Annotated in this window: 21 protein-coding genes and 8 pseudogenes; 16 read left to right on the top strand and 13 right to left on the bottom strand. The window is 59.3% G+C overall.

The window, feature by feature from the left end:
* Positions 1-617: 617 nt before the first annotated feature.
* Complete coding sequence (locus tag AC0L3D_RS32165; protein WP_473647058.1) at positions 618-752, top strand: hypothetical protein; 135 nt, start codon at positions 618-620, stop codon at positions 750-752.
* Positions 753-1206: 454 nt separating this feature from the next.
* Here AC0L3D_RS32165 and AC0L3D_RS32170 read toward each other — a convergent pair whose 3' ends face one another.
* From AC0L3D_RS32170 to AC0L3D_RS32180, 3 genes are all read right to left on the bottom strand, one after another.
* Positions 1207-1290, bottom strand: coding sequence for a sigma factor-like helix-turn-helix DNA-binding protein (locus AC0L3D_RS32170; RefSeq protein WP_473647087.1), 84 nt, complete (start codon positions 1288-1290; stop codon positions 1207-1209).
* A 142-nt stretch (positions 1291-1432) separates the two neighbouring features.
* Complete coding sequence (locus AC0L3D_RS32175) at positions 1433-1606, bottom strand: hypothetical protein (RefSeq protein ID WP_473647060.1); 174 nt, start codon at positions 1604-1606, stop codon at positions 1433-1435.
* 276 nt (positions 1607-1882) lie between these two features.
* Positions 1883-3205 (bottom strand): aspartate aminotransferase family protein, encoded by a 1323-nt coding sequence (locus tag AC0L3D_RS32180; RefSeq protein WP_473647062.1) that lies wholly within the window; start codon positions 3203-3205, stop codon positions 1883-1885.
* Positions 3206-3765: 560 nt separating this feature from the next.
* Between AC0L3D_RS32180 and AC0L3D_RS32185 the strand changes: the two are divergent.
* From AC0L3D_RS32185 to AC0L3D_RS32200, 4 pseudogenes are all read left to right on the top strand, one after another.
* Positions 3766-5086: pseudogene (locus AC0L3D_RS32185) on the top strand (IS701 family transposase).
* A 512-nt stretch (positions 5087-5598) separates the two neighbouring features.
* A pseudogene (locus AC0L3D_RS32190) lies at positions 5599-6220 on the top strand (transposase); the annotation flags it as partial.
* Between the two features lie 136 nt (positions 6221-6356).
* Positions 6357-7336 (top strand): annotated as a pseudogene (locus AC0L3D_RS32195) (IS110 family RNA-guided transposase).
* 788 nt (positions 7337-8124) lie between these two features.
* Positions 8125-8235: pseudogene (locus AC0L3D_RS32200) on the top strand (transposase domain-containing protein); the annotation flags it as partial.
* 120 nt (positions 8236-8355) lie between these two features.
* Here AC0L3D_RS32200 and AC0L3D_RS32205 read toward each other — a convergent pair.
* Positions 8356-8457: pseudogene (locus tag AC0L3D_RS32205) on the bottom strand (IS6 family transposase); the annotation flags it as partial.
* A 57-nt stretch (positions 8458-8514) separates the two neighbouring features.
* On the opposite strand from AC0L3D_RS32205, the gene AC0L3D_RS32210 reads away from it, so the two are divergent.
* Both AC0L3D_RS32210 and AC0L3D_RS32215 read left to right on the top strand, forming a co-directional pair.
* Positions 8515-8718, top strand: coding sequence for a hypothetical protein (locus AC0L3D_RS32210; RefSeq protein ID WP_473647063.1), 204 nt, complete (start codon positions 8515-8517; stop codon positions 8716-8718).
* A 54-nt stretch (positions 8719-8772) separates the two neighbouring features.
* Complete coding sequence (locus tag AC0L3D_RS32215) at positions 8773-9534, top strand: class I SAM-dependent methyltransferase (RefSeq protein WP_473647065.1); 762 nt, start codon at positions 8773-8775, stop codon at positions 9532-9534.
* Positions 9535-9598: 64 nt separating this feature from the next.
* On the opposite strand, the pseudogene AC0L3D_RS32220 reads toward AC0L3D_RS32215, so the two are convergent.
* Positions 9599-10401, bottom strand: a pseudogene (locus AC0L3D_RS32220) (IS66 family transposase); the annotation flags it as partial.
* A 246-nt stretch (positions 10402-10647) separates the two neighbouring features.
* On the opposite strand from AC0L3D_RS32220, the pseudogene istA reads away from it, so the two are divergent.
* Positions 10648-11379, top strand: a pseudogene (gene istA / locus AC0L3D_RS32225) (IS21 family transposase); the annotation flags it as partial.
* Between the two features lie 73 nt (positions 11380-11452).
* Here istA and AC0L3D_RS32230 read toward each other — a convergent pair.
* The 3 genes and pseudogenes from AC0L3D_RS32230 to AC0L3D_RS32240 form a co-directional block, all read right to left on the bottom strand.
* Positions 11453-12045 (bottom strand): annotated as a pseudogene (locus AC0L3D_RS32230) (transposase); the annotation flags it as partial.
* A gap of 183 nt (positions 12046-12228) precedes the next feature.
* Positions 12229-12885 (bottom strand): helix-turn-helix domain-containing protein, encoded by a 657-nt coding sequence (locus AC0L3D_RS32235; protein WP_473647066.1) that lies wholly within the window; start codon positions 12883-12885, stop codon positions 12229-12231.
* Between the two features lie 290 nt (positions 12886-13175).
* Entirely contained in the window at positions 13176-13595 is a 420-nt protein-coding gene (locus AC0L3D_RS32240) for an amidase family protein (RefSeq protein WP_473647068.1), read from the bottom strand.
* Here AC0L3D_RS32240 and AC0L3D_RS32245 point away from each other — a divergent pair.
* Both AC0L3D_RS32245 and AC0L3D_RS32250 read left to right on the top strand, forming a co-directional pair.
* Positions 13486-14028, top strand: coding sequence for a recombinase family protein (locus AC0L3D_RS32245; RefSeq protein WP_473647069.1), 543 nt, complete (start codon positions 13486-13488; stop codon positions 14026-14028). The genes AC0L3D_RS32240 and AC0L3D_RS32245 overlap by 110 nt on opposite strands.
* 24 nt (positions 14029-14052) lie before the next feature.
* Positions 14053-15330: a recombinase family protein gene (locus AC0L3D_RS32250; protein WP_473647071.1), complete on the top strand. Its 1278-nt coding sequence runs from the start codon at positions 14053-14055 to the stop codon at positions 15328-15330.
* Between the two features lie 805 nt (positions 15331-16135).
* Here AC0L3D_RS32250 and AC0L3D_RS32255 read toward each other — a convergent pair.
* Positions 16136-17161, bottom strand: coding sequence for an IS110 family RNA-guided transposase (locus AC0L3D_RS32255; RefSeq protein ID WP_473647072.1), 1026 nt, complete (start codon positions 17159-17161; stop codon positions 16136-16138).
* 632 nt (positions 17162-17793) lie between these two features.
* On the opposite strand from AC0L3D_RS32255, the gene AC0L3D_RS32260 reads away from it, so the two are divergent.
* From AC0L3D_RS32260 to AC0L3D_RS32285, 6 genes are all read left to right on the top strand, one after another.
* The gene (locus AC0L3D_RS32260; RefSeq protein WP_473647074.1) at positions 17794-18144 is read left to right on the top strand and encodes a reverse transcriptase N-terminal domain-containing protein; all 351 of its coding nucleotides are present in this window, start codon (positions 17794-17796) and stop codon (positions 18142-18144) included.
* On the top strand, positions 18110-18976 hold the full coding sequence (locus AC0L3D_RS32265; RefSeq protein ID WP_473647076.1) for a reverse transcriptase domain-containing protein: 867 nt from the start codon (positions 18110-18112) through the stop codon (positions 18974-18976). The genes AC0L3D_RS32260 and AC0L3D_RS32265 overlap by 35 nt, the downstream gene beginning before the upstream one ends.
* The gene (locus tag AC0L3D_RS32270; RefSeq protein ID WP_473647077.1) at positions 18867-19283 is read left to right on the top strand and encodes a group II intron maturase-specific domain-containing protein; all 417 of its coding nucleotides are present in this window, start codon (positions 18867-18869) and stop codon (positions 19281-19283) included. The genes AC0L3D_RS32265 and AC0L3D_RS32270 overlap by 110 nt, the downstream gene beginning before the upstream one ends.
* Before the next feature lie 245 nt (positions 19284-19528).
* Positions 19529-20572, top strand: a complete 1044-nt coding sequence (locus AC0L3D_RS32275; protein ID WP_473647079.1) for an IS110 family RNA-guided transposase — start codon at positions 19529-19531, stop codon at positions 20570-20572.
* 873 nt (positions 20573-21445) lie between these two features.
* A complete protein-coding gene (locus tag AC0L3D_RS32280; protein ID WP_473647081.1) occupies positions 21446-21643 on the top strand; it encodes a hypothetical protein in 198 nt (65 codons plus the stop codon).
* A gap of 133 nt (positions 21644-21776) precedes the next feature.
* Entirely contained in the window at positions 21777-21944 is a 168-nt protein-coding gene (locus tag AC0L3D_RS32285) for a hypothetical protein (protein WP_473647082.1), read from the top strand.
* Positions 21945-22061: 117 nt separating this feature from the next.
* Here AC0L3D_RS32285 and AC0L3D_RS32290 read toward each other — a convergent pair whose 3' ends face one another.
* The 4 genes from AC0L3D_RS32290 to AC0L3D_RS32305 form a co-directional block, all read right to left on the bottom strand.
* The gene (locus AC0L3D_RS32290) at positions 22062-22694 is read right to left on the bottom strand and encodes a 4'-phosphopantetheinyl transferase family protein (RefSeq protein WP_473647084.1); all 633 of its coding nucleotides are present in this window, start codon (positions 22692-22694) and stop codon (positions 22062-22064) included.
* Between the two features lie 254 nt (positions 22695-22948).
* Positions 22949-24148: a reverse transcriptase domain-containing protein gene (locus AC0L3D_RS32295; RefSeq protein ID WP_473647089.1), complete on the bottom strand. Its 1200-nt coding sequence runs from the start codon at positions 24146-24148 to the stop codon at positions 22949-22951.
* Positions 24102-24470: a hypothetical protein gene (locus AC0L3D_RS32300; RefSeq protein WP_473647090.1), complete on the bottom strand. Its 369-nt coding sequence runs from the start codon at positions 24468-24470 to the stop codon at positions 24102-24104. The genes AC0L3D_RS32295 and AC0L3D_RS32300 overlap by 47 nt, the downstream gene beginning before the upstream one ends.
* Before the next feature lie 656 nt (positions 24471-25126).
* Entirely contained in the window at positions 25127-25705 is a 579-nt protein-coding gene (locus AC0L3D_RS32305) for a transposase (protein WP_473647086.1), read from the bottom strand.
* Positions 25706-25747: the final 42 nt, after the last annotated feature.

A 25747-nucleotide genomic window follows, 5' to 3' on the forward strand; every position in this document is an offset into this window, starting at 1 on the left:
CCGGCCATGCCCCAGTTTCCTCTCTTGCAGGGAAACTGTCCGCGATTTGCCTTGTCTCAGTCTGGGGGTGCACTCCATCACTGTCCGGGACTTAGTGAAATCGGCGTCCGGGACTTACCGAAACACGCAGCATGACATAGGTGTCCCCTCGCAATCGCCGGAGATGGGGAGCAGCATTGGGCTCTCACGCGAATCGGGGAGATGTCCATGCCGCGCCAGCCCACGACATACCAGTTCGATCTGTTCTCGAAGCCGAACGACGCCAACACGGTGCAGACGCCGCGACGGCAGGCGCTGCCGGCCGAGACGCGCCGATCCAGTGACGAAGCTGATGGTCAGCCTGATCCTCGGGCACGTCGACGGCGAGGGTGCCGTACAATGGGAGGGCGCGGATCATGATGCATGAGAAGATTGGGCCGCACCATCCGGAGCGCAAAGCGATCCTGTATGTGCGGCAGTCGTCAGCCCATCGGGTCACCGCACAATCGTGAGAGCAGCATACTTCAATATGCGATGCGCGATCGCCTGACAGCCCTTGGCTGGTCTCGCATAGAGACGATCGACGACGATCACGGCCGTTCTGCCGCCGGCGGCCTCGTACTGGCCGCTTCGATCGGATGGTCGCGGAGGTCTGTCTCGGCAAGATCGGGGCGGTTGCGGCACGGGAGGTGTCGCGGTTTGCCCGCAACAGCCGCGTGCGCATCGACGTCCGCGAGCGCAAGCGCATCCTGCGGCACGCGCCGGCCCCGTGAGCAATGACTGTCTTCTCGTTGTCAATCCGCACGTCGCCGCGACGCCGCCCAGACGGGTGAAGCGGGCCGATTGGCACGACAGCCACGACAGCATGTCCTTGGCGGTCGACGAGACGATCGCCTCCTTGCGGCTCCACGAAAGTACCATGTGCAGGACCAGCAGATCGATCGGCACATTCCCGATAAGAACGCCTGGAAAATGCGGCCAATCCACCTGCGCCTGTGCCCCGGCTGGCGTCTCCACCCGGCGCCGCACACGGAGCGCCGGGGCAGGATAGGCGCTCTTCCAGAACCGCTCGATGGAGCGGAGGCTGCTATTCCACGCACAACCACTCGTGAAGCGCAGCAACGTTGAGTGCGACGCTCGTTTGCTGGGAGCGCCAATGCTCGATCGCCTCGCACAACGCTTCAGCCTTGAAAGGCTGCCGTGAACGACCGTCCATCGCGCCGGTCTTCATCGGGCCACGTGGTAACGGACCGTTCCCTCGGTCACTCCGAGAAGACGAGCAATCTGCTCTTCGCTGTGCCCCGCGCCAATGCCTTGATTGCATGCGAGCCTCTAGGTGGAGCCGCCCCATCCGCCCCTCCAGATTCCCTCAAAGATTTGGAGCAACAAGATCAGCCTACGACGACTGCTCGTAAATCTGGATGTCGCCTTATCCTTCACATCGCACGTCGCCCTACATGGTCTCCGCCATGCCGATCCTCATGGCGACCCCGTCGATCTCGAACTCGATCACGCCGACGTCGTCGGCCAACTTCTCTTGCGTGGCTATATCGAGCGCTTCGCGGCCGGCTCCGGTATCGGCGCCGACACCGGAACGAAGACTGGAGTATCCTGCTGCTGAGGGCACAAGCTTGCGGCCTCCCCCTCGCCAGCAGAAAACTTGGTGCGGTCGCACTGCGCGCCGGAGAAGAAAACGCCGCGGCTGCCGCTCAAGGTCAAGAGCCGATCGCAGAATCGGCAGGGCCACAGATTATCGGCATTCCGGGAAGTTGCCCGAACACAGCGCCTATGACTGATCGAAACTGCTGCCTGTTGAATGCGATGCGATCCCGGCAATACCAAGATGACGTCATAACGCCGTCGTTGGTGCAACAACTTGCTCATGAGGCGTGGCTCTGGGCTCCTACTCGCGTGGCAGGAACGCCGAGTATCGGTCATTAAATTCTGCGAAAGCCTCCACGAACGCCTCGCAGTCCTCATCGCGTGTGGCCAGCGAGAGATTGATTGTGCCGCGCCGCGGGGTGTAGAAGCCGCGCAGCAGCATGTCGAGATGAAAGAGCTTCCGTTGCGTTGGCATGGTCGTGATCTCGACAGGATTGCGGGGCACTATAGGCTGGAAATGCAGTGATAGGATCGATCCATAACCGCCGATCGAGAGCGCCGCTCTGCGCTCTTTTGCAATTCCCATGAGGCTGTGGCGTAATCTGTCGCCGCGCGCGTTGACCGTCTGAAGCGCTTCCATAGTTGCTACCTCGGTGAGGCCTATGTGTCCAGCAGTCATGGTCAGCACGTTATTGTTGAATGTCCCGCTGTGGAGGATCGCGCCCGGACGAGACGGATCCAAGCGATCGATCAGCTCCGCACGTCCACCAAAGGCACCAAAAGTGAGGCCGCCACCCAAGGACTTTCCTAGCGTCGTGAGATCAGGGCGGATTTGGACCAAATCTTGGAGGCCGCCTGGGGAGAAGCGAGCGGTTACCACTTCATCGAAAATGAGAAGCACCCCAAACTTGTCCGCCATCGCTCGAAGTGCGGCGAGAAATGCCCGGTTGGCTAAAATGCCACCGCCGCTCGCCATCATGGGTTCGACAATGATAGCAGCCGTCTGTTCGCCATGCTCCTCCAACACTCGCCCCACGTCCTCCACGTCATTGTATCGAGCAAAGCGCATTTGCTGTTTGTCGACGTTCAGCGGCGCTTCGACATTTGTGTAGGCAGCAAGACTTCCGTGATATCCACCGTGAAAAGCAAGAACCAGCGGTCGGCCAGTCACGGCACGCGCCAAGCCCATGGCCACCAGATTGGCTTCGGTCCCGGAATTACAGAAGCGGACGCGTTCGATTGACTTGAACCGCCGGCAGATGACCTCGGCAAGCGCGACTTCGCGCCCATGAGGGCCGCCAAAGCTGATGCCGTTGTCGAGTGCACTCCTGATGGCAGCCAGTATCACCGGATTGGAATGACCGTAAAACCCGGCCGTCATATCGTTCGTGAAATCGATATAGCTATGCCCGTCGACGTCTGTGATGCGTCCGCCAGCCGCGCTTTCGATGAACAAGGGAAATGGATCAAAGTAGAGCACGGCTCTAGAATTACCGCCAGGGAGGACTCGGCTCGCAGACGAAGCTTGCATACGGCTCGTGGGATTATGCTGGGAGTAGCGGGCCTCCAATTCATCTAGTGCGCCTTCGATGATATCCGGTTGCTCGGCGGGCGACGATTTCATTCTGGTCTCTCCTCATCTCTCATATCCGGTAAGTGCGGGTGGGTGGCGCGTGAACCGGGCAGCCGCCGAAGTCCGGCCATCTGCGCTGATGCCGGTCCACCGCTGAGTCGCATCGCATTCCTTCCGCAGCTTCACAGACACTTGGGTGGTTTCGGACGGCCATCGTTCAATCGCGGGCGTGGAAAATGATAATGCCAGCAGCCTCCCTTTCCGCTCTCTTTCTGCGGCAATGGTCTGCTCGGCTGCCTCGCCGGCCAGATTGGGGGTATTGGGATATGATTTCCTGTGTACCGAGGGGGTCGCCGCACAGGTGCTAGCGGCTTCGCGAGCAGGGGACATAAAAGCACTCCAGCAGCTTACCTGATAAATCTAGTCGGGAAGGGACTCAGCGTGCGAGCCTCGAGAGTTATTACAAGGGCCGAAGACTTATGATCAGGGGCGAATTCTCCCTATATCATCACCAGCGTCTAGTCTTACTGAGTCAGAAAGTCGCGGGTGCGGGGGATTCGCGCTGGTTGCGGATTTGTTAGCGTGCTGATTGGTGATCAGGGAAGCGCGCCATGCCCGACTGGACTGCGGAGAGTGAAGCGGCGTTCGACGCCTATGTCGATGCCTTGATCGGGGTGATTGGCCACGCCGACCGAGCTGAGCCGCTGAAGGATTACTGCCTCGGACTTCTGATGCCGATGGAGCCCAAGAGCGTGGAGCCGTTGGCGGCCGTCACGGCGCCGTCGCGGGTGGCGGCCAAGCATCAGTCTTTGCTGCATTTCGTGGGACAGGCGCCGTGGTCGGACGCGGCCTTGCTGGCGCGGGTTCGCGACTGGGTCCTTCCACGGATCGAGCAGGATGGACCGATCCGGGCGTGGATCGTCGACGACACGGGCTTTCCCAAGAAGGGCAAGCACTCGGTGGGCGTAGCGCGCCAGTATTGCGGCCAGTTGGGCAAGCAGGACAACTGTCAGATTGCGGTCAGCCTGTCGATCGCAAATGACGCAGCCTCGCTTCCGATCGCCTACCAATTGTATCTCCCGCACAGCTGGGCGGCGGATCCGGAACAACGCAAGAAGGCCAAGATTCCGACAGCGATCAGGTTCCAGACCAAGCCGCAGATCGCGCTCGAGCAGATCAAGACGGCCAAGGCCGGGGGCGTCGCGCCCGGCGTTGTTCTGGCCGACGCCGGATATGGCGCCGACGGCGGTTTCCGCGCGGGCCTGTCCGAGCTCGATCTGACCTATGTGGTGGGCGTTCAGCCCACCCTCAGCGTCTGGCGTCCAGGCGAGGGTCCGCTGCCGCCCAAGTCTTGGAGCGGAAGAGGCCGGCCGCCGTCTCGGGTCGGCCGAACCGATGATCACAAGCCGATCTCGGCCAAGGCCCTGGCCGAGGAACTCGACGCCGAGACCTGGCGCACGATCGCCTGGCGTGCGCTTCGCCGCCGTGCGCTTGCGGCCGGCTTCGAGGGACTACAATCGGCCCGAGGCTCACGCCGAAGAGTGGCTCCTGATCGAGTGGCCTGAAGGCGAGATCGAGCCGAGCAAGTATTGGCTCTCCACCTTGCCGGCCGACGCTACGATCACCCAGCTGGTCGACACCGCCAAGCTGCGTTGGCGGATCGAGCGAGACTATCAGGAGCTCAAGCAGGAGCTGGGACTGGGCCACTACGAAGGCCGAGGGTGGCGGGGCTTCCACCACCACGCCAGTCTCTGCATCGCCGCCTATGGCTTCCTGGTCGCTCTGCGGGAGACGATTCCCCCCTCGGCTCCAGCTCGCGCCCAGGGCCGCCAAACACCTGGTCTTCCCGACCGTTATCGACCCCGCGGATCCTCCGATCCGACCAGAGCGGCACGTCCCGACCTCGAATCCCGACCCTCAGGCGACGCCTGACTGTGGCCCTGGCCAAACCGTCTGCAACGATGTCCGTGCTGCACACGGGCCATGGACAGTCCGCGTCAGGTCAGCAATTTATGACGCAGTAAGACTAGCAGGCTGATGAAAAAGGCTCTGAGATACCCGTTTTGAATCTGGTTTGTGCTCTGTCTGATTCTGATAGGTTCCGTGAACAAAACAGTTTTTCAACAGCCTGCTAGAGATCTGGTGTCGGAACTCTGGGAGGAAACACGCAGCCACGTAGCGGCTATTGGCAAGATTTCTGGCAACCCGCGCCACGACTTCTCGCGGCTCAGCCTCCGCCCGAATCCCACGCTTAGATAGTCATCCGAGCTCTGGGTGAAGAGATCAACTATCTTGTAGAAATCCTCGCTGACATTTCGGTTCTCCCAGACAAAACTAGCCTGAAAAATTCATGGTGGCTTGGCGGACGTGGTGCAAGACATTGAAATGACGTAGGATTTGGTTGGTAAGGCCGATCCGAATCATTCCCGGAGACCACATTCGCCATGAACGATCTTACGCTGCCGCTGAGCGGTTTGTCATCAGTGGGCGGCAAGTCCGTCGTCGCCCATTTCGACGGTGGCATGCTCTCGTCCAACAGCGGCGTTCTGGCTCTGGCCGAGGTGGAAAAGCGGCTGCGGGTGGCCGAGCGTCTGCCACAGCTTGGCCGACATGGCTTCGCATGAAGATGATCGCCGCTGGCTATCGGACTTCAAGATGGCCCAGGATGCGCTGCCGCCGGGTCGGGATCTGCCTCCCAATCGACGATGTGCCGACTGGAGAACCTGCCCGGCGTGCGGGAGCTGGTCGCCATGGGGGCGGACGATGGTTGACCTCTATTGCGCCTTTTTCCGGCAGGTGCCGAAGCGGATCGTGCTCGACATTGACGACACTTCTGATGCCGTGCATGGCGGCCATCAATTGCGCCTGTTCAGCGCCCATCACGACGAATACGGCTCCCAGCCGATCGTGGTGTTCGATGGCGACGGCCGGTTCGTCGATGCGGCTCTTCGGCCGGCCAAGCGACCGAGCGGGGCTGAGATCCGCCCCCACTTGCGCCGTCTGGTGCGGGCGATCCGGAGCAATTGGCCGAACACACGAATCCTGATCCAGGCCGACGGATGTTATTGCAGATGGGGGTGGTTGCCGCCCACTTCAGACGATATCGATGTGCCAAAATGGTGGATCAAAGCTCACAAGCAGAAAGGATGGCAACCGTGAAGAAAAATACGATGATCGGGTGGATTTGGCAAAGAATGTTTTCATGCCTCATGCGGCGTCGATGACAGGCAAATAAACTACCGCAAAAAGATGACGGTCGCAGTTCCTGAAATCCATGGCAGGTCAGCTTCCGGCCGTTGTTGTGAGGGAGGCCTGTAGCAGCGCCCATTACTGGTCGCGGGAGATGATCAACCTCGGCCACGAAGTGAACCTGATTGCCCCGCAATACGTAAAACCCTTTATCAAGCGCCAGAAGAATAACGCCGCCGATGCCGAGGCGATTGATCGCTGCACAGCGCCCAGAGATGCGATTCGTCGAGCCACGGACGGAAGAGCAGCAAGCCAGAGCGGTGTTGTTCCGGTCGCGCAAACGTCTTATCCACCAGCGCACGGAACTGGTGAATGCACTGGCGCCGCGCATTACGAATACGGTCACGCCGTCCCGCAAGGGATCGGCCAACTCAAACGTATCGAAGCAATTGCCGAAGCACCGGACAGCAACCTTCCAGAGCTATAGCGTGTGGAATGTGGACCTGCTGGAACAGATTTCCGAGAAGACGAGCCGGATCAATGCGAGGACGAAGAAGGCGAAAGAACTGGCGGCTGCGTCGGACAAGGCGCGCCGTCTGCAAACGATGCCCCGGGGGTTCGGCCCATTGACGGCACTGGCGGTCGAAACCTTTGCCCCAGACATCTCAGACTTCAAGCGCGGTCGGGATTTTGCGGCGTGGTTGGGGCTTGTGCCGTTGCAACATTCATCGGGCGGCAAGCAGCGTCGCGGGCGTGTCTGCAAGGCCGGGCAGATCGAAATCCGGCGCTTGCTGATCATCGGTGCGATGTCGCGGCTGAACTGGATGGGCGTAAATCGATCCCGAAAGGGTCGTGGCTGGCGCGCATGCTGGAGAGGAAGTCACGGATGCTGGTGGCTGTCGCGCTGGCCAAATAAGATGGCCCCGCGCGATCTGGGCCATGTTGACGAAAGGAGAGGATTACAGGGATCCGGCGCTGACTGCTGCTGCATGAGCGACATAGCAAACAGGCGCCGGTGAACGAGTGTGAGAAGACGATGACCCGCATGGGCAAACGAACGAACAGATTGGGATCGGGAAAACCAGTCAGTGGACACGTGCCCTGAAAGCACGCATTGCAGATTTGGACCCGATCCGCAGATCACCATACCGGCCCGCGGCTTTTGGAAGTGCCGCGCCACGAGGCCTGAAAGACGACCGCACTCGATCACGCGTTTTATGGTCAGAAAGTTCTTGCATTCAGGGCGGGAACCAAAGAAGTCCGCCGGTCATCGACTGGTGCCGCGCCAACGATGTCGGCGTCCATCATCGGACTGGCGCGCCCAAGACGCTGCGCAAGCAAGTCGCGGATCTGAAGCCAGCACGCTGGCGCGTTTTGAGGCGTCGGCGAAAACGAACAAGGTCCGGAAAGTCCCGTCTTGTGACGATGCAGCCATCAACCTGCTTCCAGGATTATGTCAAATACCGCAACGCGAGGCGATGTGATGCGCCAACTTGCGCTGACACCGGTCAAACATCCACGCCGGACTTCCAAGCCAACGGTCCGACGCGTGTGTCGGAAAGGTTGCAGCGGAAGACTACCGCGTCACCCTTCTCGATCACTTCATGGATATGGACCTGCTTCCGACACAGCGTACTGCCTTGCAGATAGTCACTTGCCTTCATGCGTCTCGCGTCAACTGCGACGGAGTGACCCTAAGCTATGCCGATCCTGCTATCGTTACGTCACGAAAAACCTTTGCAGAAACCTCCCCACTCGGCATAGTTCGGCGGTCGGCATAAACCTGCACCCTCAACGGCGTTGAGCCGCTCGGCGATCTCGCCGATGTCCTCACCCTGATCCTCAACGGTTACCCCAATAGCCAGATCAACGATCTCCTACCCTGCGCCTACATCAACAAGTCCGAGTTGAAGCGGCCTGAGAACAGCAGTTACGACGACAATCATTCATCCGCTAAGTTTGACTCCTGTATGAATGATGGGGACAAACATTTCAATATCTTGAATTCCTCACTTGACCATCATCTCTTCAAGATCGCGCAGACTGACATCGTAGCCAGATACCGGCACGCAAAGCAGAATGGCTGACTGGTCAAACTGGCGTCCGTAGAAAATCGCAACCCCTCCGAACAATTGGTCGACGGGCTCCGTGCCACGCCGGCGGCAGCCACAATGTTGCAACAAATCCTTCAAATTAGTTCACAGAATCTTTGCGACCGCAAATCGCTGACAATGGTACGTTCACCGCAAAGGTCAGGCACGGATAAAAAGCTGGTGCCTATTTATGCTCAAACCGCCGCACAGCATGCAACGGAGGGCAACACCAATGGCAAGAAGAGTGCTCATTTTGCCCGCTACAACTGCTCGGGTCACTGATCGTTAGGTGCAAGGATCGCCTCCATCCTCAGTCAATTAACATGGAAAAAACCGATGAATGACAAACGAAGAAACCCTCTTTCCTCATCCGATATTGAATCACACTTCAGCGAAGATTACTTGCACTTTGGAGATATGGTTAATTCGCCAGAGAAAAGTGACCGAGAAGTAGAAGCAATTTGGGACCTTCTTTCGCTTAGGCAAGGAAGCTCAGTTCTTGAACTCGGGTGCGGATATGGTCGGATTTCTAACCGATTGGCTGAAAAAGGAGCACGGGTAACCGGACTGGATATGTCGGCGATCTTGTTGAAAAAAGCCGAAGCGGATGCGGCCGAACGCAGCATAGATGTTGAGTATCTTCAAGGTGACATGCGCTCAGTTCCCTGGCGGGATCGGTTTGACGCGGCTTTTCTGTGGTATACGACATTTGGCTATTTCGATGAAGCGGATAATGAGCGAGTTCTTCATGAGGCCGCTTCTTCACTTAAAAAGGGCGGGCGTTTGCTAATCGATCAGCTCAATCGCTTCGCTGTGCTACGCGACAAGTCGCCTACATGCGAGGTCGTGCAGCATAACAACGATCTAAGAATCGATATAATAAGCTACGACGCGCTAACCGATCGTCGAAACTCAGAGAGGATCATCGTCCGCAATGGATGCATTAGGCGAACGCTTCTTTCTGTTAGACATTATGGATTTTCTGAATATGTTCGCATGTTGCGAGGGGCAGGGTTCGAGACTGTTGAAGCTTATGGGCAGGAAGGCGGAGAGTTCATATCCTATGGCCCGCGCCTCGTGGTTGTCGCTTACAAATAAGGGGCGTTTAGGGCGATGGATGGCGATCGCTTCCACGGATTCCAAAGAATTCCCCGATGGTCGACGCGCGCTCGACGACGTTGGAGTCGATCTCGATCGTACCGTTGTTCGAGGAATCGTGTCAGACCTTGCCAGCGCGAGAGCGCGTGGCGGATAGCTTCCGCCAGCTTGGTCTTATGGCTGGTAAGGGTGAGTTGCTGCCTAAGCCACGGCTCAAGGGCATTGATGACCGGACGGCTTCTCTCCTGCCGGACCGCGCGGCGTTCGTCGGCGGAACGACCGCGGATATCGCTCTCAACGTGGTAGAGTTAGGTGATGCGGGCGAGTGCCTCCGTCGCGATCGGCGCGGGGCCGGACTGCGCGAGCTCAAAGAAGCGGCGACCCACATGCGACCAGAAAAGGCCAAGCTCACGGCGTTGCGTTCGGCCAATGCCTTGTAGCCCGCGTATCCGTCGACCTGCAGGGTTCCGACAACCCCTGAAGATGCCGGATCGGCTGTTCGGTCTTGCGGTCCGGAGCGTAGAGATCGGCGACGCCGGGTAGGTCCATTCCGCCCCAAGGTCGGTCATCATCTCGGCCGCTCGAACAGCCGCTCATGCGCAGGGCGAAGCAGGAAAGCTGCCTTGCCCACCCAGTCGGCGAGTGTCGAACGGTCGAGATTGACGCCTTGGCGGGCGTAGATCTGGGCCTGACCATATAGGGGAAGGTGTCGGCATACTTCGACACCAGAACATGAGCCACCGTGGCCTCTGTAGGAATGCCGCCTTCGACAAGACGTGCCGGCGCTGGCGCCTGCACGACCACCTCTTCGCAGGCCCGACACGCACACTTCGGTCGACGGGTGACAATCACCCGGAACTGGGCGGGCTGTCGATGCCGGCTCAATACTCCCCAGAAGTGCCGTTTGAATCTTCCCCAGTTTAGCGCTGCCGCCAGTCTCCCGGAGCACGCTCCGGGAGACTGGCGGCGCGTGATCATTGATGCTTCTCCCGATGGTCGGGAGAGGGATTTCGGTGATCAAGATCGGGGAGATGATGATGATACTGGATTTGCATCGGCAGGGCCTGTCGGTGTCGGCGATCGCCAGGGGAGAGCGGGATCGACCGCAAGACGGTGCGCAAATACATTGAGCGCGGGCTCGAGGCTCCGGCCTACGGACCGCGCAAGCCGCGTCAGGCGGTGATCGATCCCTTCACGGCCCTATCTTCGCGAACGCGTCACGCGATATCCCGGATTCACCGGCAGCCGGCTTTTCCGGGAACTAAAGGACCTCGGCTATGGCGGCGGCTACACAGCCGTCACCGACTTCCTGCGCGACATCCGTCCTGCCGCGGCGGAGCGTGGATACGAGGTTCGCTTCGAGACCCCGCCCGGCGAGCGGTCGACTTCGCCCAGTTCAATGTCGTCTTTACCGATGAGCCGACCACGCCGAGAATCGTCTGGCTATTCTCCATGGTGCTTGGCTTCAGTCGCCTTATCTGGGCACGCTTCGTCGTCCACCAGGATCTGCCGACTGTCTTGCGCTGCCATGCTGGGGCTTTCGAGGCGCTGGGCGGCGCTCCTCGCGAAGTGCTTTACGATCGTATGAAGACGGCTGTGATCGGTGAAGGCGATACTGGTGGCATCGTCTACAACCGGGCTCTCGTCGATCTTGCCCGCCACTATGGTTTCCATCCCAAGGCGTGTCGGCCTTACCGCGCCAAAACGAAAGGCAAGGTCGAGCGACCGTTCCGTTACATTCGCGAGGACTTCTTCCTGGCCCGATCCTTTCGCAATCACGAGGACCTGAACGTGCAGTTGCGTCACTGGCTGGACACGGTCGCAAACCCGAGAGTTCACGCCACCACAAGGCGTGTCGTCAACGAAGCTTTCGCCGAGGAGCGGGCAGCGCTGCGGCCGCTCCCACTGGCACCGTTCCGATCATCGGCGCCCTGGTCCCGATCGCCCGCTTGCGGACGCCACGGCGGCGAACGGCGAGCTTCTCCTCCCGATAGAGCCGGAACAGCTTCTTGTGGTTCACGACCAGGCCCTCCCGCCTCAGCATCACGAGAAGACGCCGGTAGCCGAACCGGCGACGCTCCTGCGCGATCGCCTTCATCCGCTCGCGAACCTCGCGGTCGTCCGGCCTGCTGGTCTCGTAGCGAACCGTCATGCGGCAACAGCCGATGGCTTTACACGCCCGCCGTTCGCTCATCCCGAAGCCTTCCTTCAGGCGAGCGACAGCTTTCCGCTTGGCCGCGGGCGTCACCATTTCTTTCCCACAAGATCCTTCAACGCGGCATTGTCGAGCATGGCGTCGGCCAGAAGCCGCTTCAGCCGCGTGTTCTCGTCCTCCAGAGCCTTCAGTCGCCGAGCCTCGGAGACATCCATCCCGCCGAAGCGGGCCTTCCAGTTGTAGATCGAGGCGTCGCTGACCCCGTGCTTGCGGCACAGATCGGCAACCGACACCCCGGCCTCATGTTCCTTCAAAATTCCGATGATCTGCTCTTCAGAGAAGCGGCTACGTTTCATGTCCTGGTCCTCTCGATGGGCCAGAACGAACTTCAAACCGGATTAGATCAGAGGGGCAAGGTCAATGCGGGTTGCCCGCGAATTGGACCGGCTCATCACCGAGCGGGGCCGGCCGAGGATGATCGTCAGCGACAATGGCAGCGGCTTGCCAAACCACATTGGCCGATCCATCTCAAACCATTGTTACATGTGCTCATAGACATTTATGGAGAGATATTGGATCGGCTGCTCTAGGAGCTCTTCCGGCCCGTGCCTGGCGGCGGCATCTAAAAACAATGCGTCTGTAGGCTCTAGCACATACGTTCGATCGGCATGGCGATAAACCATTTTTCCCGACAGCATGTAAATAAACCTCACCCCGGCATAGCGGAACCCTGTATAAGGGACGGCGTCGTCTCGGAGGGTCACTAAGTATGGATCGAGATGGATTTCGCCCGCAAGCGAGTGGCCAAGCAACTGATATATGTGCCCAATCTTTGCGCCTCGCCTTGAAATTTGGACTCCTGTCCCTCCTTTCACGAACGAGCAGTCACGATTTTCTTCACTCTCGACAAACAGCTGAGCAAGCGGCACATTCAATGCTTTAGCTAACTCACTTAATTTGGTGAGCGAGGCAACCGTTCCACCGTTTTCAATTTTAGATAGAGTACCGGCTGAAATGCCCGCCGCCGCACTAAGTTCACTAACTGTCAACTCGCGCAATTTTCGCAGTCGCCTTACCTCCGCCCCGAGTTTCGACTCAACTGACCTAGGAGTCGCTGAATCCGGCTCGGATGGAGCGATCTCAAGCTCAGCTTCAAACGGCGATCGCAGTGGGTTCGATGTTTTCGGTTGTTGCATTGTCCATATTGCACTTTATTGGAGGGATTAGATAGGTATACAACAGATGTTTAGTGATCGGCAAGAAACGTAAAAAAACTCTGATTCCGTAATGGTAGCCTGGCCCCTGTTAAGCAAAAACCACCGCCACGATTGCTGCTAACGTTGATGTTTTCACTGCCTAGGTCGACCACCCTTCGGGTAGAACAAAGCTCTGCATCGTGCGCGAGCGAACGGGCTCAAGCGGAGATTGAGGGGTGGGTAGACTGAGATCGCTGCCATGCGATGGGCCGCGACCGGTTGGGTAGGGGTCAGCAGAATGTCAAAGGCATCAATTTTGTTAGCCACTTGGAACCGCGATCTCCGCAAACCTTCATACACTTCATTCCATATTGATAGCGGTCTTTTGCGGCCCCGTTTAGACGCTTCAAGCGAACTCGCGCCGACTCGCCGGCATGAGGACCAGAAAACACGTCCAACGCAGCAGCCATATCCCGTACGGTACGGCAAAGAACAAACTCTCGGTTAACACCGAATGGTGAATCTTGGTGGGCCCCACTGGAAACACGACCTCTGGATGGGTTCAGTCCCACAACACCGCAAAAGGCGCGGGTATCGACCGTGATCGACGACGATCTTGGCCGCTCGGGCTCTGGGGCGATGCAACGTCCCGGTTTTGAGCGGCTCGTCGCCATGGTCTGCTCTGGCGACGTCGGCGCGGTGTATTGCATTGAGGCCTCTCGCCTGGCGCGCAACGGACGTGACTGGCATCATCTGATCGACCCGTGCGCCCTGGCCGGCACGCTGGTCGTCGATCCGGATGGGGCCTACGATCCGCGGCTGGTCAACGACCGGCTGCTGCTCGGGCTGAAGGGAACGATGTCGGAATACGAGCTGAACCTGATGCGCCAGCGCGGCATCGCCGCCCGTGACTCGAAGGCCAAGCGCGGCGAGTTCCGCTTCATGCTCCCGCCGGGGTTCTGCTGGAGCGAGGCCGGAAAGATCGAGATCGATCCCGACGAGCATGTCGCCGACACGATCCGGCTGATCTTTGCGAAGTTCCGCGAGCTGGGCAGCGCACGGCAGGTCTTCCTGTGGCTGCGGGCGGCCGACATCAAGATGCCCGTGGTCCGGCGCAATGTCGACCTCTGCAAGCTCGTCTGAAAGGCGCCCGCCTATCACAGCGTCATGCAGATCCTTCACAATCCGCTCTACGCCGGCGCCTATGCCTTCGGCAGAACGGCGCAGCGAACACGGATCGTCGAGGGACGGGTGCGCAAGGCCAGCGGGATCAGAAAGCCCCGCGACGAATGGCATGTGCTGTTGCGCGACAATCATCCCGGCTACATCACCTGGCGGGAATATGAGGACAACCAGAAGCTCCTGCTTGAGAACGCGCACATGAAGAAGAGCTGCGCGCGCAAATCGGCGCGCGGTGGCCGTGCATTGCTCACCGGATTGATGCGGTGCGGGCGCTGCGGACGGATGATGCGCGTCGGCTACGGCATGGCAAAAGGCAACGCCCATCGCTACCAGTGCCGCGGCGATGATGCTCATGTCGGCGCGGGGCTATGCATCGGCATGGGTGGCGTGCGGATGGATCGCGCGGTCGCAATGCAGATCCTGGAGGCCGTCTCCGACCGTGCCGTGGAAGCCGCGATCTTCGCCTCGGATCAGGCCGAGCGTTCGAGCAAGGACATCATTGCTGCCGTCGAGCGGGAACTCGAAGCCGCCCGTTACGACGCATCGCTGGCCGGGCGTCGATATGAGCTGGTGGACCCAGCCAAGCGTCACGTCGCCCGCGAGTTGGAAGCACGCTGGAACGATGCTTTGGAGCGTGTGGCCGCAGTTGAGCGGCGAATCGCCGAGCTGTCGGCTCAGTCGGCGACACGCCCAAAGATCGATCGCGCACGTCTGCTCCAGCTCGCCCACGACCTGCCGGCGGTATGGAACGCCCCGTCGACCGACACCCGGACCAAGCAGCGCCTCATCCATATCCTGGTTCAGGAGATCGTGTGCGACCTCGACGAGGCGACCAACGAGGCCGTGTTGCTGATCCATTGGACGGGCGGGCGTCACACCGAGGCGCGGGTTGCGCGCGTCAAAACCGGCCGATGTCCAGATATGGCGCCGAGCGCCGTCGAAGCGCTGCGCAAGCTTGCCGGACACTGGCCTGACCGCGAGCTTGCCGTCTCGCTCAACCGGATGCGCTGCAAGACCGGCAGCGGCAACACTTGGACGACGTTCCGCGTGCGCGAAATGCGCGAGCGGCTTGGCATACCCGAATACGATCCGGCCAAGGCTGACGGCGAGATGATCAGCCTGATGAAAGCCGCCGAACGGCTTGGCATCTGCGTCGGATCCGCAAAGTGGTCCTCAAGGGGATTCTGCCGGCGAAACAGATCCTGCCTGGCTCGCCATGGCTGGTGCCGGTCGAAGCGCTTGCCTCCGAAGAGGTGCAAATAGGGGTGCAGCGCGTGATCGACAGAACGCCAAAGGTTTACGAGCAATATCAACACGATAAGTTCACCCGACTGCCCGGACTCTGACAAGGGGATGCATTATGAAACGAGCTGTGGCGATCTTTTGAAGGTGATCTGGCACGACGGTCAGGGGGCCTGCCTATTCACGAAGCGGCTAGACGAGGGCGGTTCATTTGGCCAAGCCCGGCCGACGGCGCAGTGACGATCTCGGCGGCGCAGCTCGGTTGTCTTCTGTCCGGAATCGACTGGGCTCGCTCCGAGGGGCAATGGACCGCAGCTCAGCTGCTCGATCAAATCCGCCAAGCCTACGAAAGGGGACCGGTATGGTCGAAGCGGTGCGCCACCTATCATCTGGCCCAGATTTGCCGCAGGCGAGGTCGACGCGCCCTTCGTCTGCTCGAGGTATTCGACGCAGACCTCAGATGTTCATTTCCTTCCTTCGTCGCATCGATCGCGATGTGAATATCGGTCGGCAGCTCCAGCCGCCCTCGCGATGAGAGAGGGCGGAAAAATCGGGCCAACCGTATTGAAAGGGCTAATCTAGATGGGGTTGTCTAATCGCCGCTGGGACGTCAAGCATGTAATTGCGTCGAGACGACGCTGCCGGGTGCATGGTTGTCTTCGCGGTCGACATCAGTCGCCGCATGATGGAGCTCCGCGGACGAGCCTTCAATGTGGACGACGCACCTTGCTGAGACAGCGGTGCAACCCCATCAGCGGAATGGCTCGGCTCACGTCCCGGCAGGGACGTCTCAGGCGCTCAGATCCTGAACGCTATTCGCAAGATTTCATGCTGTGGCGCCTGCATTTCGATCAAAGAACTCACCGGTCTTGAGCATCGAATGCATTATCACCGCCAGTTTTCGCGCCACAGCCACGGCAGCTCGTTTGAAGCCAACCCTCTCCCGGAGCTTGAGGCCCCACGTGCGCAAGCTGCTGTCGATCGAGCTGCGTGTCAGGATGACCGCCGCAGCCTCATAGAGAGGTCCCCGCAAATGTCGATCGCCGCGTCGGGATATATGGCCGTCATAATCGACTTCTCCCAATTGGTAGCGGCGAGTTGTCAGGCCGATCCAAGCGGCAACAGAGCGGGACTTCTTGAAGTTGCCCGGATCTTCGATGGCAGTGGCGAAAGAGGTTGCGGTGATGGCGCCGATGCCGGGGATCGACATGAGTATGCGGCATGCTTGGCTTTGACGTGCATCTGCGACAAGCTGGCGCCCAAGCTCGGCGGCACGGATGCGAATGCTGCGCCAGGCTTCCAACATCGGTAGCACGACAGGAGCAAGCTCGCTCTGATCAATAAGAAGGCTCCGGACATTCTTTTCGAATGTAGTTCCCTTACCGGCGGGAACGAGCAAGCCGAACGTCTTCATGATCCCTCGGATCTGGTTGGAAAGCTCGACGGTGATCCGGACCAGCCGGGTGCGTGCCGCCACGAGCGTGCGGGTCAACATACTGTCGAAGCCTTTCACGCGCACCTCGCGAAAGAACCCTGCTTCAGCAAGACGCGCCAAACCATCGGCGTCATTCGCATCCGTCTTGTTCGCCGCCATATCGAGAGCGGCTTTGGCATGGCGCGCATCGATGCAGATGGCTGGCAATCCCTCGGCGCGCAGCGCATGATAGAACCACACCGACAGCGGCCCGGTTTCGAACACGACGCGCTTTGCGGCCGGCGCCCGCTTGCGGACAAGCTCGGCAATGATCCTGGGATCAGATGCGCACTCCCCGCGCCAGATCCGTTCGCCTTCACGGCGGATCGACACTGCCGTCTCCTTCATCGACACGTCGAGACCGATATGTTCTTCCATGGCTGTTCTCCGTTGATGCTGGGCCGTCCAGTCGTGAGCCCGTATTTCATCTTATCGGGGAACGGCGACCCTCCAAGGCTATGATCGGTTCCAGGGCGCGTCGCTCCCGCGATTACCCCATGTGGATGCCAGCATTCTCCGACGGCATCGCAATGTGCCAAGTTTGTGGTGCTTAACGCCACAAAATGGAAGGAGGCATCCAGGGGAAAAGCTACCATCATTGGGGTCGATCTAGCAAAGAACGTCTTTGTGCGACCTGCAAGTCGCGTGAGTTTCTGTTTCACAGGAGGAGATATTGCCTGAAGAAACCGGCTGTTCCATCAGCCGTTCCCTACCCGGACATGCGGAGCCGGTAACGGCTCGGTGTGAAGCTCTGGGGACAACGTAGCCGCTGGATATCCGGTACGTCGAGCCGCGCGGAACAGGGTAAGCCCATAGTGCTGCCGGCAACGGCAGGCGGACCATAAGGAACGCTGTTGGCGCTATGGGTAAAGGAATGCGGAAAAAGCGAACGCCCGACTGTAATGGACGGGATACGGGCTGAAACATCGCCCGACGCGAAAGCGGGCAGACTTCCGCGCGGTCATTCATGGCGAGAGAACTTTGACGAATCGTTGTACGAGGAAAAGCAGATGACGGCGATCGGCGCGAGAGCGACTGGAGCCGGTGCATCCTCGCGCACTGCGCAGATGTGGGATCAGGCGAACTGGTTGCACATTCAGGCAGAGGTGAAACGGCTTCAGGTGCGTATCGCCAAGGCAACCCAGGAAGGCCGATGGGGCAAGGTGAAAGCATTGCAACGTCTGCTGACCCGCTCGCATAGCGGCAAGATGTTGGCCGTGAAACGGGTGACGGAGAATCGCGGTAAGAGAACGCCGGGGGTGGACGGTTTCCCCGGCGGCCAGATGGAACGGGATGAGGTCACTTCGACATCGCGGTTACCGCGCGATGCCGTTTCGACGTGTTTACATTCGCAAGAGTAACGGCAAGAAGCGTCCGCTGGGAATTCTCTGTATGCGGTGCCGGGCGATGCAGGCGTTATGGAAGCTCGCTCTGGACCCGGTGGCAGAGACACTGGCGGACCCGAATTCCTATGGGTTCCGGCCCGAACGCTCGACTGCCGACGCCATCGAGCAGTGCTTCATCACTCTGGCTAAGCGCGCTTCGCTAGAGTGGATTCTGGAAGGTGCCATCAGAGGCTGTTTCGACAACTTCAGTCACCCCTGGCTTCTGGAGCATGTCACGATGGAGAAGGAGGTCCTGCAAAAGTGGCTTCAAGCCGGATATATCGATGAGGGAACTTTGTTTGAGACGTCGGCGGGCACCCCGCAAGGGGGAATTATCTCGCCGGTAATCGCGAACACGGCGTTGGGTGGGCTGGAGGCGGCAGTCTACGCAAGCGTGGGATCGTCGAAACTCGCGCGCAGCAAGGCCCAGCTCAACGTCATCCGCTATGCCGATGACTTTGTGGTGACCGGCGCATCGAAAGATGTGCTCGAATTCAAAGTCCTTCCGGCGGTCAGGCAGTTCCTAGCCACCCGAGGTCTGGAACTCTCAGAGGAGAAGACCCGGATCACGAACATCGCGGAGGGTTTCGATTTCCTTGGCCAGAACGTACGCAAGTACGACGGCAAACTATTGATCAAGCCGGCAAGGAAGAGTGTTATAGCACTCCTCGACAAGGTCAGGGAAATCATCAAGGGCAATGCGAGCCGTCACGCAGGAGGCGTTGATACAGAAACTGAACCCAGTTATCCGGGGATGGGCCATGTATCACCGTCACGTCGTGGCGAAAGCGAGCTTCTCATCGATTGATTCGCACATCTGGCAAATGCTCTGGAAATGGGCAAGTCGACGCCATCCCATGAAAGGAGCACGGTGGGTAAGGAACAGGTACTTCCGGGTCGATGGACACCGGTCCTGGGACTTCGCTACGAAGGGTCCGGCAGATGCCAGTAGCAGCCGGTGCCGGCTCTTCCGCGCAATGACGATCCCGATTACGAGGCACGTCAAGATCCGAGGACTGGCTAATCCATTTGATCCGGCATGGTCCACTTACTTCGCCCGCCGTCGAATTGCGAAATCCTCCGTCCAGTTGTTCGGTGCCACGCTATGGTGCTGAAGAATGGCTTGAGCCGGATGCGGGGTGATCCGCATGTCCGGTTCTTAGGGGGCGGCGGCGCAGCAATGAGCCGCCGCTACCCGACCAGTTGCATGGAGCGGCGGCTGACGGAACTGTCGTATTTCGCAAGGCCGCACTTGCGGCGAGCGCAGACATTTGGGTCCGTGTTGGGGTGGACGGCCCCCGACGGCATCGTGATGTGCCAGAATGAGGTCGTTGCAGATCTCAATCAAGGGAGACCGTCCGTGGATAAACTTATTCGTATTGGCATGGATACGTCAAAGAGCGTTTTCCAGTTGCATGGCGTAAATGAAGCCGAACAGCCTGTGTTGCGCAAGAAGCTGCGACGCAATCAGGTGCTCGCCTTCTTTGCCGGGCTTTCGCCGCTGAAGATTGGCATGGAGGCTTGCGGCGCAGCGCACCATTGGGCGCGGGAATTGCACGCGCTGGGCCACGAAGTGGTGTTGCTGCCGCCGCAATACGTGAAGCCCTATGTCAAGCGCTCCAAGTCGGATGCGGCCGATGCCGGGGCGATCTGCGAGGCGATGAGCCGGCCGGGCATGCGTTTCGTTCCTGCCAAGAGCGCCGATCAACAGGGATCGCAGATGCTGGCGAAGCTGCGCGCGCAGTTCATCGGCCGGCGCACGCAGCTCGCCAATTCGATCCGCGGCTTTGCGGCAGAGTTCGGCCTTGTCGCGCCCAAGGGGCTTTCCCGGCTTGGCGATCTGCTGGCCGATATTCGCGCTGACGCGACGATCCCAGACACGGCCAGGGACATGTTTGAGACCCTGGCGCGCGATTATGCGCATATCAGCGCCGAGGTCGCCGCACTCGATGAAAAGCTGCTTGCGCTTCACAGGCGCAATGAACTGAGCCGACGGTTGGCCGCCATACCGGCGATTGGTCCTGTCGGAGCCACGCTGCTGGCCATCAAGGTGCCGGATGCACACGGTTTCAAGTCGGGACGCGACTTTGCCGCCTGGCTCGGGCTGACGCCGAAGAACCATTCGACAGCAGGTAGAAATCGGCTTGGGGTGATCACCCGCGCCGGCGACGAGATGCTGCGAAGCGTGCTGGTAACGGGCGCCACCGCTCTCATCCAGCATATGCGGCGCGGCAGCAAACGCATATGGCCCTGGTTGGCGGCCTTGATTGCGCGCAAGCCAGCCAAGCTCGCGGCGGTGGCGCTGGCCAACAAGCTGGCCCGGATCGCCTGGAAACTGATGGTCAGCGGCGAGCAATACCGCCCCGCTGCCGCCCTTCCGGTGACTGCGCCTGTGCAGCCGTAAGAGCATTCAAGAGTTCGGCGCCGAGCCCCGTTCGACGCTGAAGGCCGGAATTTGCAAGTAGAGGAGAAGATGGTGTGACCGATCGAACCGGGACCAGCGAGACACTCCGAGGTGCTCACCGGCAGCCAATGCCGTGTCCGTGCTTGGAACTCGCTATCCGCGTAGCCCATCTTGGCCAGCGCTCACAAACCGGCGCGCAAAAGGCCGGACATATGAGCGCAAGCGATCCGATCAAACTATCCGAACCAATCCTTGCAAGCAGGGGGCCGTCCACATGCACCGGAAGCGCAGAAACGCCATCAGATAGCCGCCAGAGTAGCATTTCCAAACGGTCTTTAAGAACAAACTTTCGTCTTTCAGTGGCTCAGATGAGGGTACAGTAGGAAGCTAGGCGGAACGAACACCACCGTGTCGTGGACTCGACAAACCCGACAGTAGGTGTCGGTTGCCCTGCGTTTTCCAGAATGGTGCTCTGTCGTTCGGTGCGGTGGCGCGCGCATCGATTTGCGCGGGGCAGGGCTCGAAGACAGCCAAGAAATCGAACCAAGGGCGGGCGTCTTGATTAATGTCGAGGTTGCGCCCGACCGCTTGAGCCGCCGGTCGATCTGGTCGAGACGACGAGTCACCGCCGCCGCTTTCTGCCGTTCAGCTGCATCGGGCGGCAGAGAGGATGGGATCGCCACCGAGGATGACACAGGCATGCTCAAAGCCCGGCCAAGCGGATGCCCGAGAGGGCAGCCGCAATCGTGACGTGCAGGCTGGCCGTATCATTAAAATCCGAAGCCCGAGCCGACCAAGTTATTGACCCCGCGGAAGATTACACTCTGCCCTTTGCGGTGAATAGCGCGCCATGACCAGATGCGCCGCCCGGCCATGTCCCCGGCTGTAGCGATCGACCATGTGGCGGTGGTGGAAGACAGGGCCAAGAGCGCCACGCTCCTGCAGACCATGGAATGGATGGCGTTGGTCCGTTCGCCGGCTCGCCCAGACTCTCAAGCATCGACACCGGCTGGGCCCACCGCGATCTCGATCAGCTTTCGCCACACCACCAAGCTGAACGGCCACGGCTGAGCGCCTACGATCATGGCGGGGTCCGCTGAGGTTGAAATGACCGCGATCCCACAGATAATGATCTCGACGCGCTCCAGATGCAACGGGCACGCCTTGCACGGTCAGCTCGCGCGTCGCCACTCGCCTATCAGTCATGTCGCTTCGAGTTCGGCGTCGATCGCGCCAGGACCGGTCTGATCTCGCCGACGACAAAAGCCTGCTGGTCGGCATCGAGCTTCTCGAAACTGCGGCCGAAGCGGCGCGCTCCAACTACTTGATGATCACGAGAAGATTGGCGATCCGCGCCTCGGCCCGCTGGTGAGAGCCGTCTGCGCACGACCTCGGTCTTGAGTTCCGCCGTTTCGTCCTGCAGCAGCGCAAGGACGCAAGTGCAAGTCAGTATAGACACACTGCCGCGCGGCCTTGCAGAAATAATTACTTAGTATGGGGCCGCAGGATGCGCATAACAAGCGTCCAACTGTGATGGCAAGCTGCGCATGATGATCTGTTGGGGATTATGTGATGCTAGATGCCCTACCAACTGCCCGCATACGGGGAGCGCATTGAGGTAATATTGCAGGCCGCCGAATTGCACGGTCGGCTCATGCCAGCCGGTATGGAGCCCTCGCGGGTCTTTGTGAAGACCGATACCTGCGCATTTCAGCACAGCCTCTTTCCTGGTCCAAAGCTCCAGAAACTTTTGCTCACGCAGCTCTTGCGGAATTTCTTCAAAAATTCCTGCCTCTTGGTCGGTCATAATGTGGCAGGCCAATTGGCAGCAATTTGCCAAGGGGCGCCAATGCTCAATATCTATCCCAACCAAGCTCAATGCTGATACGGCGACGGCGGACCAATCGTGGCTATGAGACTGGCTCACTTCAATATCGTGCGCCGGCAATCGGGGCTTGCCGAACCGCGAAACGGTCATCGGGAGGTCCCTCGGCGGAATGCGCAAGTGCGCAGCTAGGATGATTCGAAAAGCAAACTTGGTCTGAACATATGAAAAACGCAGGTCTAAGTGACGAATTTTTTGCGCCCGTTCCCGCTCATCTGGGCTCAGCACTTCACGCATGTGCAACATTGGGATCGTCAGCTGTGAATGCCGGAAAACCCAAACGTCGATTGTGTCCGTCTGCCTATTCGAGTGCATGTGTGTCATAGCAGGTGGCAAGCTCCACCACACGCCCTTGCCTGATCATCGCAGCGGTAAGTCGTTCATGCTTTTACGCATTCACACTCTCCAGCTGCCTCAGATCGCGCGGTTGTTAACGAATAGGTGGCATTTCTACAACGTCGGCGGCTCGCGATGTGTGAAGATGTGTAAACCTAATTCAATAATCCTGAAACGACTTCATGCGCTTGAGACATTTTTGTAGTCGTCGTTTCACAAAATATACATAGTATTCTGTGCAACGACCAGTAAAATGGACATTTTCGGTAATGCAACATGATCACGTCGTTGAATAACTTCTCGTAATATTCAATCCCATTTCCAAAAAAAGCGTTCAACATCTGAGCGCCTGGGATGTCCCTGCCGGGACGTGGGGCCGAGCCATTCCGCTGATGGGGTTGCACCGCTGACTCAGCAAAAGTGCGTCGTCCACATTGAAGGCTCACCGGGTCACCGGAGGCGGTCGCCCGCCCCCGGTTCCCACAGAACGTGGCGTGCGGCTTTCCCGCACCACGCTCTTCGGCAGTTGGTTCACAGTACCGCGAGTGCTTGCAGTTCCCTATGTGGGAGCCGCAGTTTGGGTCGCAGTAGCGGGTTCCGTTCTTTGATCTGGTTGGCGTGCAGTACAGCGTCAGGCCCAGGAAGTAGATCGTTTCCGGGCGGTTCCTGCCGCGCTTGCCCGCGTGTCGCTGCGCGAACCGACCAAACTCGACCAACTTGGTCTTGGTCGGCTCGAGAGCAAGGCCGAACTTGCCCAACCGGTGACGAAGGGCGTCTGTGACGCGGAGCGCATCCTCACGACATTGGAAGCAGATCACAAAGTCGTCGATATAGCGCACCAGCCGGGCTTCGCCCCGCAACCGGACCTTCACCGCGCGTTCGAACCAGAGGTCGAGCACGTAGTGCAGGTAGAGGTTGCTCAGCAACACGCTGATCGATCCCCCTTGTGGAGTTCCTTCGTCGCTTAAATGGACCGCTCCATCTTCCATGACGCCCGCCTTCAACCAGCGCCGGATCAAGCTGATCAGGCGCGGATCACCGACTCGATGTTCAACAAACCGGAGGACCCATTCATGGTCGAGACTCCCGAAGAAGTTCTTCAAATCCGCCTCCAACACCCAACTGATCTTGCCACCGGCGATGACCTCATTGAGGGTCACCAGGGCATGATGGGCACTCAACCCAGGCCGCCCGCCGAACGAACAGGGCAAGAAGTCCTGCTCATAGATGGCCGACAGCACCTCAGCCGTGGTGCGTTGGAGTGCCCGGTCGGCGACAGTTGGAACGCCAAGGGGGCGCTTTTCCGTCTTACCGGGCTTGGGGATATAGACAACGCCGAATGTTCGGCGCCCTATAGCCCTGTCGGTGGATGGATTGGAGCATCGGCTCGATCCATCCGTCGAAGCTCTCCCTCGCCGCCTCCACCGTCTGTCCGTCCACCCCGGCGGCGGAGCGCTTCGGAATCTGTAGTAGATTCTTTTGCACTCGGTCGCGCGTGATGTGATGGGCCAGCGAGGTGAAGCGAAGATTTGGCTCACTTCGAGCTTTCACTGCTATTTGTTCAAGTTTCTTTTCCATGGTCAGCTGATCTTCTCTTTGAATAGAAGGCTGTGACTCCCGTTGAATGGAGCCCATGTCGCCCAAGAACAATTCAACTACCGCTGACCGCTTCCCCATGTAGTCGGCTCTCCCGACCTCCGAGTACTATCAGTCAGTCTGACTTCCACCCGGTCATCAGACCCTTCTCACCTCATCGGCTTGGCAGGTCCTACAAGCTTGCGCTTGAACCGGATGGATCTCCCTTGTTCACGTCAATGCCTTCGGCTGCATGCTGGCGGTACGAACCCCGGGAGCACCTCAGCCCGCTCGCGATGACGCGGGTTGCGATTCCGCCTTCCCCTTTGAGAGACAGGGTCGGCTACTCCGATCACGTTCGATTTCGGGGCTATTTTCCCGTTCACTTCATTCCGGCCTGCAACCTCCCTGTCTACGCTTCGCAACGGCCGTCACCGGACGCCACGCAAGACTCGGTTCGCGGCTGCTCGCGAGGCTTTGCCGCGGCCGTCATCTCAGACGGCAGACTTCAACGCGCTTGCAAGGCGCAACTCCCGCGAACCTTCCATCATGCGGCGACTGATGTCGACTGCGAAGACAACCGTCATACTTGACGTCACTGCCGCGATTAGTTTCCGTCTGATCAAACACGTTTTTGGACGCAGATGCGATCGGCTTTGACGAGCGCATTGGCGGTGACCAGGAGCTTGCGCATAACCGCGACTAAGCGATTTTGGCTGTTTGCCCGATGCAATGAGGTGCTGATACTTTCTCTTAGGTCAGGGTTTAAAACGGGCAGCGACGAGGGCGGGCATGTGGAGTGCGCGTCTAACGTTAGACCTTCCACCCTGGATGAAGCTTCTGCCTTTCCATTGCCCTGATTGGCGGGCGACGGGGAATCCGGCCTGTTTGTTATCAAGCGATCCAAGCTCTGGCATTATGGCGCCCAACTGGGTGGCAGTGCGTGGGCCGAGGCCAGCTATGCTGGAGATAATTTCATGCCGGCGGGCAAGTTTCGGATCGGCCGCAATGCTTGCTGCGAGCTCGGCACCGAGACCGAGAGCGATTATATGCTGATTGATCTGATTGAGGCGTGGTTTGTGCTGACGGTTTAGAAGCGGAATCGTCAGCTTTTTCTTTTGGTTTTTAAGCGCGGTTCTGTCGCGCATCAGACCATCGCGGGCGCTGATAAGTCCGACCAGCCTCGCCCGTTCGGGGTTTATAGCCGGGCGCACGGGCGGCTGCAATGTATTAGCCATGCGGGCCAGCATCACTGCATCGATCCCGTCGGTCTTGGCCAAGGTTCCAGCTGCTTGGGCAAAGTGCGCGGCGACAATCAAGGTGAGACTCAGCGTCAATCAGGATGAGACTCGGCGGCGGGGGTGTGACGAAGGGAGGGC

The sequence above is a fragment of the Mesorhizobium sp. WSM4837 genome (assembly GCF_055811435.1).